At 57.4% G+C, this 14,261-nt stretch carries 15 protein-coding genes; 13 read left to right on the forward strand and 2 right to left on the reverse strand.

The annotated features are described in order from the left end of the window. Position 1: 1 nt before the first annotated feature. From GIV26_RS13525 to GIV26_RS13570, 10 genes are all read left to right on the forward strand, one after another. Positions 2 to 286: a phage antirepressor KilAC domain-containing protein gene (locus GIV26_RS13525; RefSeq protein ID WP_065929208.1), complete on the forward strand. Its 285-nt coding sequence runs from the start codon at positions 2 to 4 to the stop codon at positions 284 to 286. A gap of 155 nt (positions 287 to 441) precedes the next feature. Continuing rightward, complete coding sequence (locus GIV26_RS13530) at positions 442 to 762, forward strand: pyocin activator PrtN family protein (RefSeq protein ID WP_236281068.1); 321 nt, start codon at positions 442 to 444, stop codon at positions 760 to 762. Position 763: 1 nt separating this feature from the next. Further along, positions 764 to 961 carry a hypothetical protein gene (locus tag GIV26_RS13535; protein ID WP_093114328.1) on the forward strand — a complete coding sequence of 66 codons (198 nt, stop codon included), beginning with the start codon at positions 764 to 766 and terminating at the stop codon, positions 959 to 961. A gap of 51 nt (positions 962 to 1,012) precedes the next feature. Further along, positions 1,013 to 1,411, forward strand: coding sequence for a hypothetical protein (locus GIV26_RS13540; protein WP_236281071.1), 399 nt, complete (start codon positions 1,013 to 1,015; stop codon positions 1,409 to 1,411). Continuing rightward, positions 1,408 to 1,629, forward strand: a complete 222-nt coding sequence (locus GIV26_RS13545; protein WP_093114333.1) for a hypothetical protein — start codon at positions 1,408 to 1,410, stop codon at positions 1,627 to 1,629. Before GIV26_RS13540 ends, GIV26_RS13545 begins: the two co-directional genes overlap by 4 nt. Further along, positions 1,626 to 2,168, forward strand: coding sequence for a phosphohydrolase (locus GIV26_RS13550; protein WP_236281074.1), 543 nt, complete (start codon positions 1,626 to 1,628; stop codon positions 2,166 to 2,168). The genes GIV26_RS13545 and GIV26_RS13550 overlap by 4 nt, the downstream gene beginning before the upstream one ends. After that, positions 2,165 to 2,692, forward strand: a complete 528-nt coding sequence (locus GIV26_RS13555) for a hypothetical protein (RefSeq protein ID WP_236281078.1) — start codon at positions 2,165 to 2,167, stop codon at positions 2,690 to 2,692. Before GIV26_RS13550 ends, GIV26_RS13555 begins: the two co-directional genes overlap by 4 nt. Next, a complete protein-coding gene (locus tag GIV26_RS13560; protein ID WP_236281081.1) occupies positions 2,689 to 4,434 on the forward strand; it encodes a DNA cytosine methyltransferase in 1,746 nt (581 codons plus the stop codon). Before GIV26_RS13555 ends, GIV26_RS13560 begins: the two co-directional genes overlap by 4 nt. Then, positions 4,431 to 4,628, forward strand: a complete 198-nt coding sequence (locus GIV26_RS13565; protein WP_042944248.1) for a hypothetical protein — start codon at positions 4,431 to 4,433, stop codon at positions 4,626 to 4,628. The genes GIV26_RS13560 and GIV26_RS13565 overlap by 4 nt, the downstream gene beginning before the upstream one ends. After that, the gene (locus GIV26_RS13570) at positions 4,595 to 5,830 is read left to right on the forward strand and encodes a site-specific integrase (RefSeq protein WP_236281083.1); all 1,236 of its coding nucleotides are present in this window, start codon (positions 4,595 to 4,597) and stop codon (positions 5,828 to 5,830) included. Before GIV26_RS13565 ends, GIV26_RS13570 begins: the two co-directional genes overlap by 34 nt. A 458-nt stretch (positions 5,831 to 6,288) precedes the next feature. Here GIV26_RS13570 and GIV26_RS13575 read toward each other — a convergent pair whose 3' ends face one another. Beyond that, on the reverse strand, positions 6,289 to 7,068 hold the full coding sequence (locus GIV26_RS13575; RefSeq protein WP_093114343.1) for a tetratricopeptide repeat protein: 780 nt from the start codon (positions 7,066 to 7,068) through the stop codon (positions 6,289 to 6,291). A 303-nt stretch (positions 7,069 to 7,371) separates the two neighbouring features. Between GIV26_RS13575 and mutS the strand changes: the two genes are divergently transcribed. Further along, complete coding sequence (mutS, locus tag GIV26_RS13580) at positions 7,372 to 9,951, forward strand: DNA mismatch repair protein MutS (protein ID WP_236281138.1); 2,580 nt, start codon at positions 7,372 to 7,374, stop codon at positions 9,949 to 9,951. 142 nt (positions 9,952 to 10,093) lie between these two features. After that, on the forward strand, positions 10,094 to 10,417 hold the full coding sequence (gene fdxA, locus GIV26_RS13585) for a ferredoxin FdxA (protein WP_003172109.1): 324 nt from the start codon (positions 10,094 to 10,096) through the stop codon (positions 10,415 to 10,417). A gap of 524 nt (positions 10,418 to 10,941) precedes the next feature. On the opposite strand, the gene apbC is transcribed toward fdxA, so the two are convergent. Further along, the gene (gene apbC, locus GIV26_RS13590; protein WP_236281086.1) at positions 10,942 to 12,036 is read right to left on the reverse strand and encodes an iron-sulfur cluster carrier protein ApbC; all 1,095 of its coding nucleotides are present in this window, start codon (positions 12,034 to 12,036) and stop codon (positions 10,942 to 10,944) included. A gap of 172 nt (positions 12,037 to 12,208) precedes the next feature. On the opposite strand from apbC, the gene metG reads away from it, so the two are divergent. Then, entirely contained in the window at positions 12,209 to 14,260 is a 2,052-nt protein-coding gene (gene metG, locus GIV26_RS13595) for a methionine--tRNA ligase (RefSeq protein ID WP_236281089.1), read from the forward strand. The last annotated feature ends 1 nt before the right edge of the window (position 14,261 follow it).

Here is a 14,261-nt window from a genome sequence, read left to right on the forward strand (position 1 = left end):
GATGGAACGTAGCCTGGAAAAGGCCGCCAAGTACTTCGGCCTCACCCGTCCAAAACTGATCGCGCTGATGCGTGACAAGGGCTTGCTCACTGACCGCAACCTCCCGGCGTTCCCTGTACGTGACCGGGAATATCTGCGGATCAAGAACGGCAACTGGTACCACGAGACGGCAGGAATGCAATACAGCCAGTCGACGAAAGTCCGGCAAGCCGGCATGCCCTGGCTGGCAAGTCAGCTGGGCCTCGAACTGCCAGCCATCCCGGCAGACAACCGTGACGTGGCCTAGGGAGTACGCCCGCCAGATCGTCGCCATGCACACACGCGAGGAGCGCAATGCCGCGCTCCTCGAAGTGCCGGAGCATCTGCGGGAGCTGACCAAACGCCACTGCCTGAATGCCTGGAATCACCCCTCACGACTCAAACGCAAGGAGGCCGCTGCCCATGAGCAACAACAGTCAAACACCGCTGCGCCTGCAACCCGCGCCGGATAGCGCAACCGTCGAGATGCTGCACCAACTCTTCGGCGACGTGCTTATCCCCCTGGAAAAGCTGCGCGTGCATTACTTCAAGAACCTCAACGAGAAGACTTTCACTGAAGCGATCAACAGCGGCCGTATTCAGCTGCCGGTGACCACCCTGGATCACAGCGTCAAGGCGTTGCGGTATGCCCACATCAAGCATGTCGCAGCCCTGATCGATATCCGCGCTTATAGAGCGGATGAAGAAATGCCGCGACCAGAATCCGTTGGCGATGAGGGGTGACATGACACTACTCGATCAATGCCGGCACTGCGATACACCGTTGTCTGCCGACGAAAAGACCAGCCGACTGTGTGATGAGTGCAGCTACTTTGCCGCCGACTATCAGCGCTACGACGCACTGCGAGAAGAAGGCTACATGCCGCACCAGGCCAAGCTGATGTGTGGCCTGGCAGATCCGCCAGACCCAGACGACGAATAACAAACCAATTGGCTGCCACCACCAGCCGACATATCACCAGGAGCACACCACATGACTGCAATTCAAATCTGCGCACTGATCAGCATTGCTACTGCCACCGGCATTCTCTACTGGATCGGTTACCGAGGCGGCTTGGCAGACGGCCGAGTTGAAGGTTACGAAAACGGCCAGGACGATGGGTTTAGCTTAGGTTTTGAACAAGCCAAGGAACAATGCGCTGTTTCAATCACCCAAGCGCACGAACAGCGTCAACGCATAGAGCTACTGCTGAGCAGGGAGCCCCAGGACAGACTGACTCTTCTACTGATCGCTGAAAAGCTCAAGCTCGCTGCCGAGACCTTCAAAGCAGTGAAGTCGGAAACCCATGCAGCACAGACGCTCGCTCTGCGCGAGAAAGCCTTGAACATGGCTGCTGCAATGGATCTATGGACACAGGGGGACGCAGCATGAGCCGCGAAATTCCAGTGTTACGCCTGACGCCTCAAGCCGCCGGATCGCTGCAGCAGCAATACGACAAGGTGTCCAAGGAGCTGCGTGAACTCACACGCTACTACAAGGAGTTCGACCGCCAGTTGAAAGCGCGGATCGGCTCTAACGTGGTACGCCAGTTGCACAAAGACACCGACAACACGCTGCTGCTGGCCGATCTAGTGAAGGAGGCCGCATGAACTGGATCCTTACCTCCACCGGCAAGCGCTTCGACTTGTACGAGCCAGACGCCGACATGATTGACCCACGAGATATTTCGCACGCGCTTGCTCACCTGTGTCGTTTCAACGGCCACACCCGCGAGTTCTACAGCGTGGCCCAGCACAGCTGCTTCGTCGCCGAGCTGGTGCCGGAGGAACACAGGCTTGCGGCCTTGCTTCACGACGCAACCGAGGCGTATCTGGGCGACATGACGCGCCCACTCAAGCAATGGATGCCCGACTACCGAGGCTTCGAGGACATCGTGTGGGCGAATGTTTGTGAGCGCTTCGACCTTGCACTCGATCTCCCAGCCTGCGCGCGCCAAGCCGACATGATTGCGCTCGCGACCGAACGCCGCGACCTCATGCCATCCGATCCGGCAATCTGGGATTGTTTGGTCGGCATCGAACCCGTGGTTGAAAGCATCCGCCCATGGTCTGCCACAGAAGCCCGCAACACCTACCACCAGCGCCTGATGGACCAACTCGCCATCGAACACCGGAGGAAAGCGGCATGAAGAACCAACAGAACAACACCAGCGCCTTGTCCGCTTTGCTCCGCACTGCAAATGGTGGCGACACGCTAGAAACAAACAGTCTCTGCTGCGCAGCAGCAGGCATTATTGCTCCTCCCAGCGCCACTGCCGAGGCACTTATACCCCACGAAAAGCTGCGCGGGGCAGCGCTCAGTGATGCAACGCTAACCGCTCCAGCACGCCAGCTCGCGCAGCCTGCCTTGGGGTATACGCACGCTTCGAATGCTGTGGACTACCCGCCAGAATCGAAACCAGGCCAGCGGTACTGGCCTGCCGATCTGACCAACGTGCGCTCCGATGAGTGGGCTGTCATGTCTCCCAAGCACGTCGCAGAGTTTGCTGGTGTGACAGAGGTATGGATGCTGCTTGAGGCCGCTCAAAAGCGCATTGCCGAGTTGGAGCAGGTCAATTCAAATCTGCGCGAACGCGACCGAGCCCAATCAATAGCCAAACAATTGACCCAGGCAATCACCGCTGCACCTATCGCGGAGGCGACGTCGCTATGACTGCCTTCAACACACACCCAATCACATCAGCCGTGAAAACCCAATTCGGTCTCGACTTCGCCGGCGAGATCCGCGTGGATCTCTTCGCCGGCGGCGGCGGCGCCACCATGGGTCAGGAAATGGGTACCGGCATACCGGTCGATATCGCCATCAACCACAACCCTGATGCAATCAGCATGCACAAGCGCAACCACCCGAGCGCCGAGCATTACATCACCGACGTCTACGACGTGTGCCCGCGCCTTGCGACTCGCGGCCGTCCAGTTGCACATCTGCACGCCAGCCCTGAATGCACCCACCACAGCCTCGCTGCCGGCGGTCAGGCGCGTAGCACCACCAGCCGCTCGCAGTCATGGGTCATTCAAAAATGGGGCGGCCAGGTCAGCCCCCGCAAGATCACGATGGAAAACGTCGTGCAGATCCTCCAGTGGGGACCGCTGATCGCGAAGCGCTGCAGTAAGACTGGCCGAGTGGTACGCCGTGACCTGACAGTCGCCACTGCCGGCGAGCGGGTTCCGGTACAAGAACAGTACCTGGTGCCCGATCCAAAACGGAAAGGACGAACCTGGCGCCGCTTCGAAAACAACCTGCGGTCCATGGGCTACGACCTGATGTACGGCAAGCTCAAAGCCTGCGACTTTGGCGCCGCCACTACCCGCGAGCGCTTGTTCCTGATTGCTCGCCGTGACGGTCAGCCACTGCGCTGGCCGGAACCGACGCACTTCAAGAACCCAGCCAAGGGACAGTCAGCCTACCGGACCGCCGCCAGCTGTATCGACTGGTCTCTTCCATGCCCGAGCATTTTCCTCACCAAGGAAGAAGGCAGTGCTGCAGGTGTGAAACGACCACTGGTGAACAACACCATGGAGCGCCTGCGCAAGGGCGCCAAGCGCTATGTCCTCGAACACAAGAACCCGTTCATTGTCAGCGTCAACCACACCGGTAACGACCTGGCGCGATGCCAGTCCGTAGAAGATCCGGCGAAGACCATTACCGGTGCGCAGGGGTTCGCCCTTGTCACGCCGCAACTCGCGCCCTTCATCACCGAACACGCCAACGGCAGCAGCCAACGCAACATGCCGGGGGATGATCCTCTACGCACTATCTGCAGTGGCGTTAAAGGTGGGCACTTCGCCTTGGCCGTGGCTTATGTCGCGCAGCACAACGGCGGATACAACGTGACGCCTGGGCATCACCCGGTTAAACCGCTTACTGCGATCACCACCACTGGCAGCCAGCAGCAGATCGTCACTGCGCATCTGTCGACGCTTCGCAGGAACTGCATCGGCCGAGCCATGGACGAACTGGTACCGACCATCACGGCCGGCGCTGAACACCATGCTCTGGTCGAGTACAAGCTCGCGCCAGAGGTTGAGGCCGGCGCCATGCGTGTCGCGGCATTCCTGATGGGCTACTACGGCAGCGACAACACCTACGACCTGCGCGACCCGGCCGCGACCATCACCACGCGGGATCGCCTGGCACTTGTCACCGTGACGATCAAGGGCACGCCGTACGTAATCGTCGATATCGGTATGCGCATGCTCACACCGCGTGAGCTTTACCGGGCGCAGGGTTTTCCGGATAACTACGTGATTGATCGTGGACATGATGGCCGGAAATTCAGCAATAAGACGCAGGTGCTTATGGTGGGTAACTCGGTGTCGCCGTGGCCGATGATGGCGCTGATCAGTGCCAACAACGACGTAGATGAGCGCGAACTTATGGGAGAAGCAGCATGAGCCTACCTCGCTGGGTAATGATAAGCCGCGCCTCAGAACTTACTGGCTACAGCGAAGACGCCATTCGCCACAAAGTGAAAAACGGCACCTGGGCCCAAGGCCGCATCTGGCGCAAGACACCGGACGGCCGCATTGCAATCAACATGACGGAGTATGACAAGTGGGCCGAGAGCGCACCTCAGGAAGCGGCCTAGAAACCGAACTGGCAAAGCACAAGGGGATTGAGATACACGGCGGCAATTTGCGCGTCGTGTTCATGTGGCGGCGTATACGCTGCCGCGAATCCCTCGGCCTTCCGATCACCAAAGCCAACATCAAACACGCCGCCCTATTAAGGGCGGCAATTCTTCATGAGATCAAAACCGGTCACTTTGAGTATGGGCGGCACTTTCCTAACTCAAAGCACGCGACGAACTACAGCAGTGCCAAGGACGAGAGGCTTGGGGCATTGCTGGAACGGTACAAGCCGTTGAAGGCTGTCGACATCACGCCGATGACCGAGGAGAAGTACGGCTATGCCTTGGACATCTGTACTGCCTTGGTTGGAATTGATCGTCTCGCCGGAGTTTTGTTGCCCGAAGACATACAGTTACTGAGGACGTTGCTGATTGCAGATCGAGCACCGTCGACCGCCAATCACTACCTGGCGACGTTCGCAGGCTTCCTGGGCTGGTGTGAGACCAACGGATATTGCCGCACTGGATTATCAGAAGCGTGTAATCGGTTCGCAATGCAAGGCCAAGAGCCGGATCCGCTTACTCGTGATGAGTTTAAGCTGCTGGTCGATAAAGGATGCCTTCACCCCCAGGATTCTGCTGCGATTACTTTGGCCGTGTATACCGGGCTTCGACCAGGTGAGCTATGTGCGCTGGCTGTTGAAGACATCGATCTGGACGCAGGGCAGATCAACATCACCCGCGCTATAACCGCCAACGGCACTTTCAAGGTTCCCAAAACGGGAAAGCCGCGCTCAGTATTATTAATGCCGCCTGCGGTCGAAGCTTGCCGGGTGTTGCTTTCGCTCGTTGCCGATCATCCTGCACGCATCATTGAGGTGTTCCAGAACAGGTACGAAAGCCGGAAAGAGAGGGTTACCCCACTGCTTTCTCCATCCACCCAGGCGCGCAAGAAGATCATAAACGCCTGGTATGTTCCCACCGCGTGGAACACCAAGTGGGCAGCCATCCAAAAGCGCTCAGGCATACGTCCACGTCGGCCATATCAAACTCGCCACACCTACGCCTGCTGGTGCCTGTCTGCTCGTGGCAACCTTGCATTCATTGCCAAACAGATGGGCCATAAAGACTTCACTATGTTGGTTGAGGTATACGCAAAATGGATGGACGATGAATCGCCGTCTGAAATCTCGAAGATATGGAACGAACTGAATAAGTAAGACGTGACAACCTAGGGTGTTAATCCCCCATCACACGCCCTAAGCTGCAATCGCCTTACTCAAGCTTTCAATTTCATTGATACGCAACTCACATCGTTCGATATGGATCTCGGCATCAGCTCGTGTAATAGGACCATCCAATTCGTAGTCTGCCCGACAACGCATATCGTGCAACTGCTTTAAACAATACCCCAACTTTCGATACTTGAGCCGGAGGTCTTTGTCTTCATGAAAGCTCCCCTCAAAATACGAGGACAACTTACGATGACTACTTCCACCCACACAACTCAAAGGAGGAACACTAACTGTATCAGCAAAGTCAAGCGCAGCATGATACACACCATAGTAAGATCGAGAGATCGCGCACCGGTAGCTAATCTCACCATCAGTAAGATTATTCAATACATCGCGAGACTGACTCATGAAATCCGTATAATTCAAACTCAAGCGACCACTCCTTAAGCCACTGCGTTTTGACGCGGAGTATAATTCACCGCATTCAAAACCAATCTATCCCAACAATCTAGTCCATCGAGACTAATAACTCCGTCAGCAAGCTCCTCGTTAATCATGAGCAAATCGCGAGGATCCTCGCACGTAACTTTCACAAATACCGATACGTGCCGAACACTATCAAAAGTCGATGTATTTACATCGAGATCTTCTACCGAAAGCGCATAGCTATCAAGGACCTTGTTCAAAACACCAAAAACCCTTGTAAACTCAGCCTCGTCTATTTCGCATACTGCCAAGCACTCTCTAACATGCAACAAATTGCCATAGTGAGGTACACGTGACAAATCCACGGCAGGGTTGGCTCGTTTTATTTTTCCAAGAACGCTATCGTAAGACGAGAAATCACCACGAAGTATCATTGAAAGGCAAACCTCATTAAATACATCTTCAGAGTTCGGCACAAGGTCGAAAGCCTGCAACATCAAATCTAAAGACATAGACGTATCCCCAAGACGTCTCATTGACAAACCGTAGTTAATCAAATCGACATGATCACGGGATAACTTCAGAGATTTTTCATGATTATCTTTCGAATTCTCATAATCACCCAAAACAGAACACAGCATACCATTGAGCATATAGTACTCAGCCGCACTTACACTCTTAAGCTGCTCAACTTCTCGGCGAAAATGGCGAACTTCAAACTCTGACAACTTACTCTTACCTGCAAGGTCATTGAGCTTGTTGGTCAGATCTGCGCTTTTCGTGACCTCTAAGGGCATTGCCCCTCCTAGCCATAGCCATCCTGGCGATAGACATAAACACGTACAACGTAGCACGAAATACGCGGATAGGTCTCTGCCGCTCAGCAGCTGAAAGCTGCTGAGCGGCAGAGACCTATCCTGAAAAAACCACTTTAGAAATTAGGACATGAGGCGTCATCCGTGTCAATATTTTTGCCTGGCAGCGACTCAGCATACGCGTGCGCTGAAGTACGATCTCAGAATCAAATCAACGGATGCATTTGCCCCATTGGTGCCCCAAATCCTTTTTAAAAACTACACAAGCCATTGATGAATAAGCCAATTTCCGATCTTTCCTCCCACACCCCGATGATGCAGCAGTACTGGCGCCTGAAAAACCAGCACCCTGATCAGTTGATGTTCTATCGCATGGGCGACTTCTACGAGATCTTCTATGAAGACGCGAAGAAGGCCGCCAAGCTGCTGGACATCACCCTGACCGCGCGCGGGCAGTCGGCGGGGCAGTCGATTCCGATGTGTGGGATTCCTTACCACTCGTTGGAAGGCTACCTGGTCAAGCTGGTGAAGCTGGGTGAGTCGGTGGTGATCTGTGAGCAGATCGGCGACCCGGCCACCAGTAAAGGGCCGGTGGAGCGTCAGGTAGTACGCATTATTACGCCGGGCACGGTGAGTGATGAGGCGTTGCTGGATGAGCGTCGCGACAACCTGATTGCGGCGGTGTTGGGCGATGAGCGTTTGTTCGGCCTGTCGGTGCTGGATATCACCAGCGGCAACTTCAGCGTGCTGGAGATCAAGGGCTGGGAGAACCTGTTGGCGGAACTTGAGCGTATCAATCCGGTGGAGTTGTTGATTCCGGATGATTGGCCCAAGGACTTGCCGGCAGAGAAACGTCGTGGGACCAAGCGTCGTGCACCGTGGGATTTCGAGCGCGACTCTGCGCTGAAAAGTCTGTGCCAGCAGTTCTCGGTGCAGGACCTTAAAGGCTTCGGTTGCGAAACCCTGACCCTGGCCATCGGTGCCGCAGGCTGCTTGCTCAGCTACGCCAAGGAAACCCAGCGCACTGCTCTGCCTCACTTGCGCAGCCTGCGCCATGAGCGTCTGGACGATACCGTGGTGCTCGATGGCGCCAGCCGTCGCAACCTGGAACTGGACACCAACCTGGCCGGTGGGCGTGATAACACCCTGCAATCGGTGGTGGACCGTTGCCAGACCGCGATGGGCAGCCGTTTGCTGACCCGTTGGTTGAACCGTCCGCTGCGGGATTTGACGGTGCTGCAAGCGCGCCAGTCTTCCATTACCTGCCTGCTCGACGGCTATCGCTTTGAAAAACTGCAGCCGCAACTGAAAGAGATTGGCGATATCGAGCGCATCCTGGCGCGGATCGGCCTGCGCAATGCGCGGCCCCGCGACTTGGCGCGCCTGCGCGATGCCTTGAGCGCCCTGCCGCAGCTGCAAGTCGCGATGACCGAACTGGACACGCCGCACCTGCAACAGCTTGCCGTCACCGCTGGCACTTACCCGGACCTCGCGGCGCTGCTGGAAAAGGCCATTATCGACAACCCGCCGGCGATCATTCGTGACGGCGGCGTGTTGAAAACCGGCTACGACAGCGAGCTGGATGAGCTGCAATCCCTGAGCGAAAACGCCGGGCAGTTCCTGATCGACCTGGAAGCCCGCGAAAAAGCCCGTACGGGCCTGGCCAACCTGAAGGTCGGCTACAACCGCGTGCATGGCTACTTTATCGAGCTGCCGAGCAAGCAGGCCGAGTCGGCGCCTATCGACTATCAACGTCGCCAGACCCTCAAAGGCGCCGAGCGTTTTATCACCCCTGAGCTCAAAGAGTTCGAAGACAAGGCGCTGTCAGCCAAAAGCCGCGCCCTGGCGCGGGAAAAAATGCTCTACGAAGCCTTGCTCGAGGACTTGATCAGCCGCCTGGCGCCGTTGCAAGACACCGCCGCCGCCCTGGCGGAGCTGGATGTATTGAGCAACCTCGCCGAACGTGCGCTGAACCTGGACCTCAATTGCCCACGGTTTGTCAGCGAACCGTGCATGCGTATCGTGCAAGGTCGTCACCCGGTGGTAGAGCAGGTGCTGACCACGCCGTTCGTCGCCAATGACCTGTCGCTGGACGACGATACCCGCATGTTGGTGATCACCGGTCCGAACATGGGTGGTAAATCCACTTACATGCGCCAGACCGCGCTTATCGTGTTGTTGGCGCATATCGGCAGCTTCGTACCGGCAGCCAGTTGCGAATTGTCCCTGGTAGACCGCATTTTCACGCGGATCGGCTCCAGCGATGACCTGGCCGGCGGCCGTTCGACCTTTATGGTGGAAATGAGCGAAACCGCCAACATTCTGCACAACGCCACCGAACGCAGCCTGGTGCTGATGGACGAAGTGGGCCGCGGCACCAGCACCTTCGACGGCCTGTCCCTGGCCTGGGCCGCGGCCGAATGCTTGGCGCATCTGCGTGCGTACACGCTGTTCGCCACGCACTACTTCGAGCTGACGGTGTTGCCGGAAAGCGAGCCGCTGGTGGCCAACGTGCATCTCAATGCCACCGAGCACAACGAGCGCATCGTGTTCCTGCACCATGTGCTGCCAGGGCCGGCGAGCCAGAGTTATGGTCTGGCCGTGGCGCAGTTGGCCGGTGTGCCGAACGAGGTGATCACTCGTGCCCGCGAACACCTCAGCCGGCTGGAAACAACGGCGCTGCCCCATGAAACGGTGGTCGCCAGCCCTGCCAAGGCCAGCAAGAAACCTGCCGCGCCGCACCAGAGCGATATGTTCGCCAGCTTGCCCCATCCAGTGCTGGATGAGTTGGCAAAACTTGACCTGGATGACTTGACGCCACGTAAAGCGCTCGAAATGTTATATGCACTGAAGACTCGGATATAACGCAGACGCTTGCAAGCTGATAGAATCTCGCGCGGTTTGGGATGCTGCGGGCTTTTAGCCTGGTCCGCAGACTATCGCTCTCAAACCTCGCGAACCCCACCACAAGGGGTTTCGCTGCCGCCGCCTGAGGAGAAAATTAGAAATGACCTTCGTCGTCACCGACAACTGCATCAAGTGCAAGTACACCGACTGCGTAGAAGTCTGTCCGGTGGACTGCTTCTACGAAGGCCCGAATTTCCTGGTTATCCACCCGGATGAGTGCATCGACTGCGCCCTGTGTGAACCAGAATGCCCGGCCGTCGCGATTTTCTCCGAGGACGAAGTGCCTGCGGGCATGGAGCAATTCATTCAATTGAACGTCGAGCTGGCCGAAGTGTGGCCAAACATCACCGAGCGCAAAGATCCGATGCCGGATGCCGCTGAATGGGATGGCAAGCCCAACAAAATTGAGCAACTAGAGCGCTAAAGCGCCGCTGCCCAACAAAAAAAGGCCCCTTGAGGGCCTTTTTTGCGTTCGGGTGCCTGCATTCACTTTTCTACAGGCAAAAAAAAGGGGCGGTATGACCCGCCCACATTTTTTCCCTAGTCCCTGTATTCCTTTTCATCATCCTGATGAATCGCATCCTGCGACGGTCCTTCAAACCATCGTTCCTTGATGGCTGTGCCAATCCGTGGACACAGGGCTGATGTTAGAGCGTTCCCAGAGAAGTTCAACGCGATCCCCACGGCGGGCTGACAAACTTTTCCGCTCGCCAGAATTAAAATAATCTTTATTTTTCAAAAGCTTAGATAATAGCTTCGTCGATTCAAGACGTACGTAACCGCTAAAAAAACCAAACACTTACGGAAAAGTAAGCGAATGCTTACACGCGCATTACGCAAAGTAGCAGCAAGCCCTATTGGCGCCCCACCTGTAGGAGCGAGCTCGCTCGCGAAAAACCTGAGAGCACCACGGATCGTCAGGCTTTTCGCGTAACCGTTAAAGCCTAATCAATCGTCGCTCACGGTAATGGTCGGCATCGCCGGCGTCGTCGCTTCCTGCAAAACAATCCGCGCACCGACGTGACGGGCCAATTCCTGATAGATCATCGCGATCTGCCCATCAGCCTCTGCCGCTACGGTAGGTTTGCCACCATCGGCCTGCTCGCGAATCTCCATCGCCAATGGCAACGATGCCAACAGTTCAACGCCATACTGGGTAGCGAGCTTCTCGCCCCCACCTTCACCGAACAGATGCTCGGCATGCCCGCAGTTGGAACAGATGTGCACCGCCATGTTTTCCACAACACCCAGCACCGGGATGTTGACCTTGCGGAACATCTCCACACCTTTCCTGGCGTCGAGCAGCGCCAGGTCCTGAGGCGTGGTGACAATCACTGCACCGGCCACCGGAACTTTCTGCGCAAGGGTCAACTGAATGTCGCCGGTGCCTGGCGGCATGTCGATCACCAGGTAGTCGAGGTCGCCCCAAGCCGTTTGTGTGACCAGTTGCAGCAACGCACCGGAGACCATCGGCCCGCGCCAGACCATCGGCGTGTTGTCATCGGTGAGAAACGCCATGGACATCACTTCCACACCCAGCGACTCGATGGGCACAAACCATTTTTGATCCTTCACCTTCGGCCGCGTGCCTTCGGCGATGCCGAACATCACGCCCTGGCTCGGCCCGTAGATGTCGGCATCGAGAATGCCCACGCGCGCACCTTCCCGCGCCAGGGCCAGGGCCAGGTTGGCCGCCGTGGTGGATTTACCCACGCCGCCCTTGCCGGACGCCACCGCCACCACGTTCTTGACGTTGGCCAGGGCCGGGATCTGCGCCTGGGCCTTGTGCGGCGCGATCACACATTGGATATCGACCTTGGCCGAACCCACGCCGTGCAAGCCCTCGATGGCCATTTGCAACATCTGCGCCCAACCGCTTTTGAACAAACCCGCGGCATAACCCAGTTGCAACTGCACCGACACTTGGTCGCCCTGGACCTCGATGGCACGCACACAACCGGCACTGACCGGGTCCTGGTTCAAATAAGGGTCGGTGTACTGGCGAAGAACGGCTTCCACCGCTGCGCGATTGACGGCGCTCATGGGCTACTCCCGAAAAAAGACTGACTGAAACAGGCGGCTATCCTAACCGTTCCAGCCGCCGAGCGGCATGCTTTCGAAGGTGCGCAAGATACTGAAACAGCGTCACGGGGTGAAATAAATTTCCCGGCGCTTTATAGTGGCCGACCTCCGTTTCATCAAGTAGCCGAGCCCCATGTCCGAGCCACGCAAGATCCTCGTTACCAGCGCCCTGCCCTATGCCAATGGTTCGATCCATCTTGGCCATATGCTTGAGTACATCCAGACCGATATGTGGGTGCGCTTCCAGAAGCATCGCGGCAATCAATGCATTTATGTCTGCGCGGACGACGCCCACGGTTCGGCCATCATGTTGCGCGCCGAAAAGGAAGGCATCACCCCGGAACAACTGATCGCCAATGTGCAGGCTGAACACAGCGCCGACTTTGCCGAGTTTCTGGTGGACTTCGATAACTTCCATTCGACCCACTCGGACGAAAACCGCGAGCTGTCGAGCCAGATCTACCTGCGGCTGAAAGAAGCCGGGCACATCGACCAACGTTCGGTGACCCAGTATTTCGACCCGGAAAAGAAGATGTTCCTGGCCGACCGTTTCATCAAGGGTACCTGCCCGAAATGCGGCACCGAAGACCAGTACGGCGACAACTGCGAAAAATGCGGCGCGACCTACGCACCGACCGACTTGAAGGATCCCAAGTCAGCGATCTCCGGTGCCACTCCGGTGCTTAAAGACTCGCAGCACTTCTTCTTCAAGCTCCCGGATTTCCAGCAAATGCTGCAAACCTGGACGCGCAGCGGCACCTTGCAGGACGCCGTGGCCAACAAACTCTCCGAATGGCTCGACAGTGGCCTGCAGCAGTGGGACATCTCCCGCGACGCGCCGTACTTCGGCTTCGAGATTCCGGGCGAGCCGGGCAAGTACTTCTATGTATGGCTGGACGCGCCGATCGGCTACATGGCCAGCTTCAAGAACCTGTGCGACCGCACCCCGGAGTTGGACTTCGACGCGTTCTGGGGCAAGGACTCCACCGCCGAGCTGTACCACTTCATCGGCAAGGACATCGTCAACTTCCACGCGCTGTTCTGGCCAGCGATGCTTGAAGGCTCGGGCTACCGCAAGCCGACCGGTATTGCCGTGCACGGCTACCTGACGGTCAACGGCCAGAAAATGTCCAAGTCCCGTGGCACCTTTATCAAGGCGCGCACCTACCTGGACCACCTGTCGCCGGAATACCTACGCTATTACTACGCGTCCAAGCTGGGCCGTGGCGTCGACGACCTGGACCTGAACCTGGAAGACTTCGTACAGAAGGTCAACTCGGACCTGGTGGGTAAAGTCGTCAACATCGCCAGCCGTTGCGCCGGGTTTATCCACAAGGGCAACGCCGGTGTACTGGTCGCCGAGAACGCCGCACCGGAACTGACCGACGCCTTCCTGGCCGCCGCGCCGAGCATTGCCGACGCTTATGAAGCCCGCGACTTTGCCCGCGCCATGCGCGAGATCATGGGCCTGGCCGACCGCGCCAACGCCTGGATCGCCGACAAGGCGCCGTGGTCACTGAACAAGCAGGAAGGCAAGGAAGCTGAAGTCCAGGCGATCTGCGCCACCGGAGTCAACCTGTTCCGTCAGTTGGTGATCTTCCTCAAGCCGGTGCTGCCATTGCTGGCCGCCGATGCAGAGGCGTTCCTCAACGTACCGCCGTTGAGCTGGAACGATCACACCACCTTGCTCGGCAATCATCAGTTGAACGCGTTCAAGCCCTTGATGACCCGAATTGACCCGGTGAAAGTCCAGGCCATGACCGACGCTTCGAAAGAAGACCTCGTCGCCAGCCAGACCGATACCGGCCAATCCGCGCCGGCGGGCAATGGCGAACTGGCCAAGGACCCGATTTCCCCGGAAATCGATTTCGACGCCTTTGCCGCCGTGGATCTGCGCGTGGCGCTGATCATCAAGGCCGAAGCCGTGGAAGGTGCCGACAAGCTGCTGCGCCTGACGCTGGATATCGGTGACGAACAGCGCAACGTGTTCTCCGGCATCAAGAGCGCTTACCCGGACCCGTCCAAGCTCGACGGTCGCCTGACAATGATGATCGCCAACCTCAAGCCACGGAAAATGAAGTTCGGCATTTCCGAAGGCATGGTGATGGCGGCGGGCCCTGGCGGCGAAGAAATCTACCTGCTAAGCCCGGACAGCGGTGCCAAGCCGGGTCAACGCATCAAGTAAC

This window comes from Pseudomonas sp. PA-1-3F (assembly GCF_021609665.1).
Lineage (GTDB): Bacteria > Pseudomonadota > Gammaproteobacteria > Pseudomonadales > Pseudomonadaceae > Aquipseudomonas > Aquipseudomonas paracarnis.

Coding starts and splice junctions, on each gene's coding strand:
- GIV26_RS13525 (WP_065929208.1), top strand. CDS start 2: ATGGAACGTAGCCTGGAAAAGGCCGCCAAGTACTTCGGCCTCACCCGT.
- GIV26_RS13545 (WP_093114333.1), top strand. CDS start 1,408: ATGAGCCGCGAAATTCCAGTGTTACGCCTGACGCCTCAAGCCGCCGGA.
- GIV26_RS13555 (WP_236281078.1), top strand. CDS start 2,165: ATGAAGAACCAACAGAACAACACCAGCGCCTTGTCCGCTTTGCTCCGC.
- GIV26_RS13535 (WP_093114328.1), top strand. CDS start 764: ATGACACTACTCGATCAATGCCGGCACTGCGATACACCGTTGTCTGCC.
- GIV26_RS13565 (WP_042944248.1), top strand. CDS start 4,431: ATGAGCCTACCTCGCTGGGTAATGATAAGCCGCGCCTCAGAACTTACT.
- GIV26_RS13540 (WP_236281071.1), top strand. CDS start 1,013: ATGACTGCAATTCAAATCTGCGCACTGATCAGCATTGCTACTGCCACC.
- GIV26_RS13530 (WP_236281068.1), top strand. CDS start 442: ATGAGCAACAACAGTCAAACACCGCTGCGCCTGCAACCCGCGCCGGAT.
- GIV26_RS13575 (WP_093114343.1), bottom strand. CDS start 7,068: ATGCCCTTAGAGGTCACGAAAAGCGCAGATCTGACCAACAAGCTCAAT.
- GIV26_RS13550 (WP_236281074.1), top strand. CDS start 1,626: ATGAACTGGATCCTTACCTCCACCGGCAAGCGCTTCGACTTGTACGAG.
- fdxA (WP_003172109.1), top strand. CDS start 10,094: ATGACCTTCGTCGTCACCGACAACTGCATCAAGTGCAAGTACACCGAC.
- GIV26_RS13560 (WP_236281081.1), top strand. CDS start 2,689: ATGACTGCCTTCAACACACACCCAATCACATCAGCCGTGAAAACCCAA.
- apbC (WP_236281086.1), bottom strand. CDS start 12,036: ATGAGCGCCGTCAATCGCGCAGCGGTGGAAGCCGTTCTTCGCCAGTAC.
- metG (WP_236281089.1), top strand. CDS start 12,209: ATGTCCGAGCCACGCAAGATCCTCGTTACCAGCGCCCTGCCCTATGCC.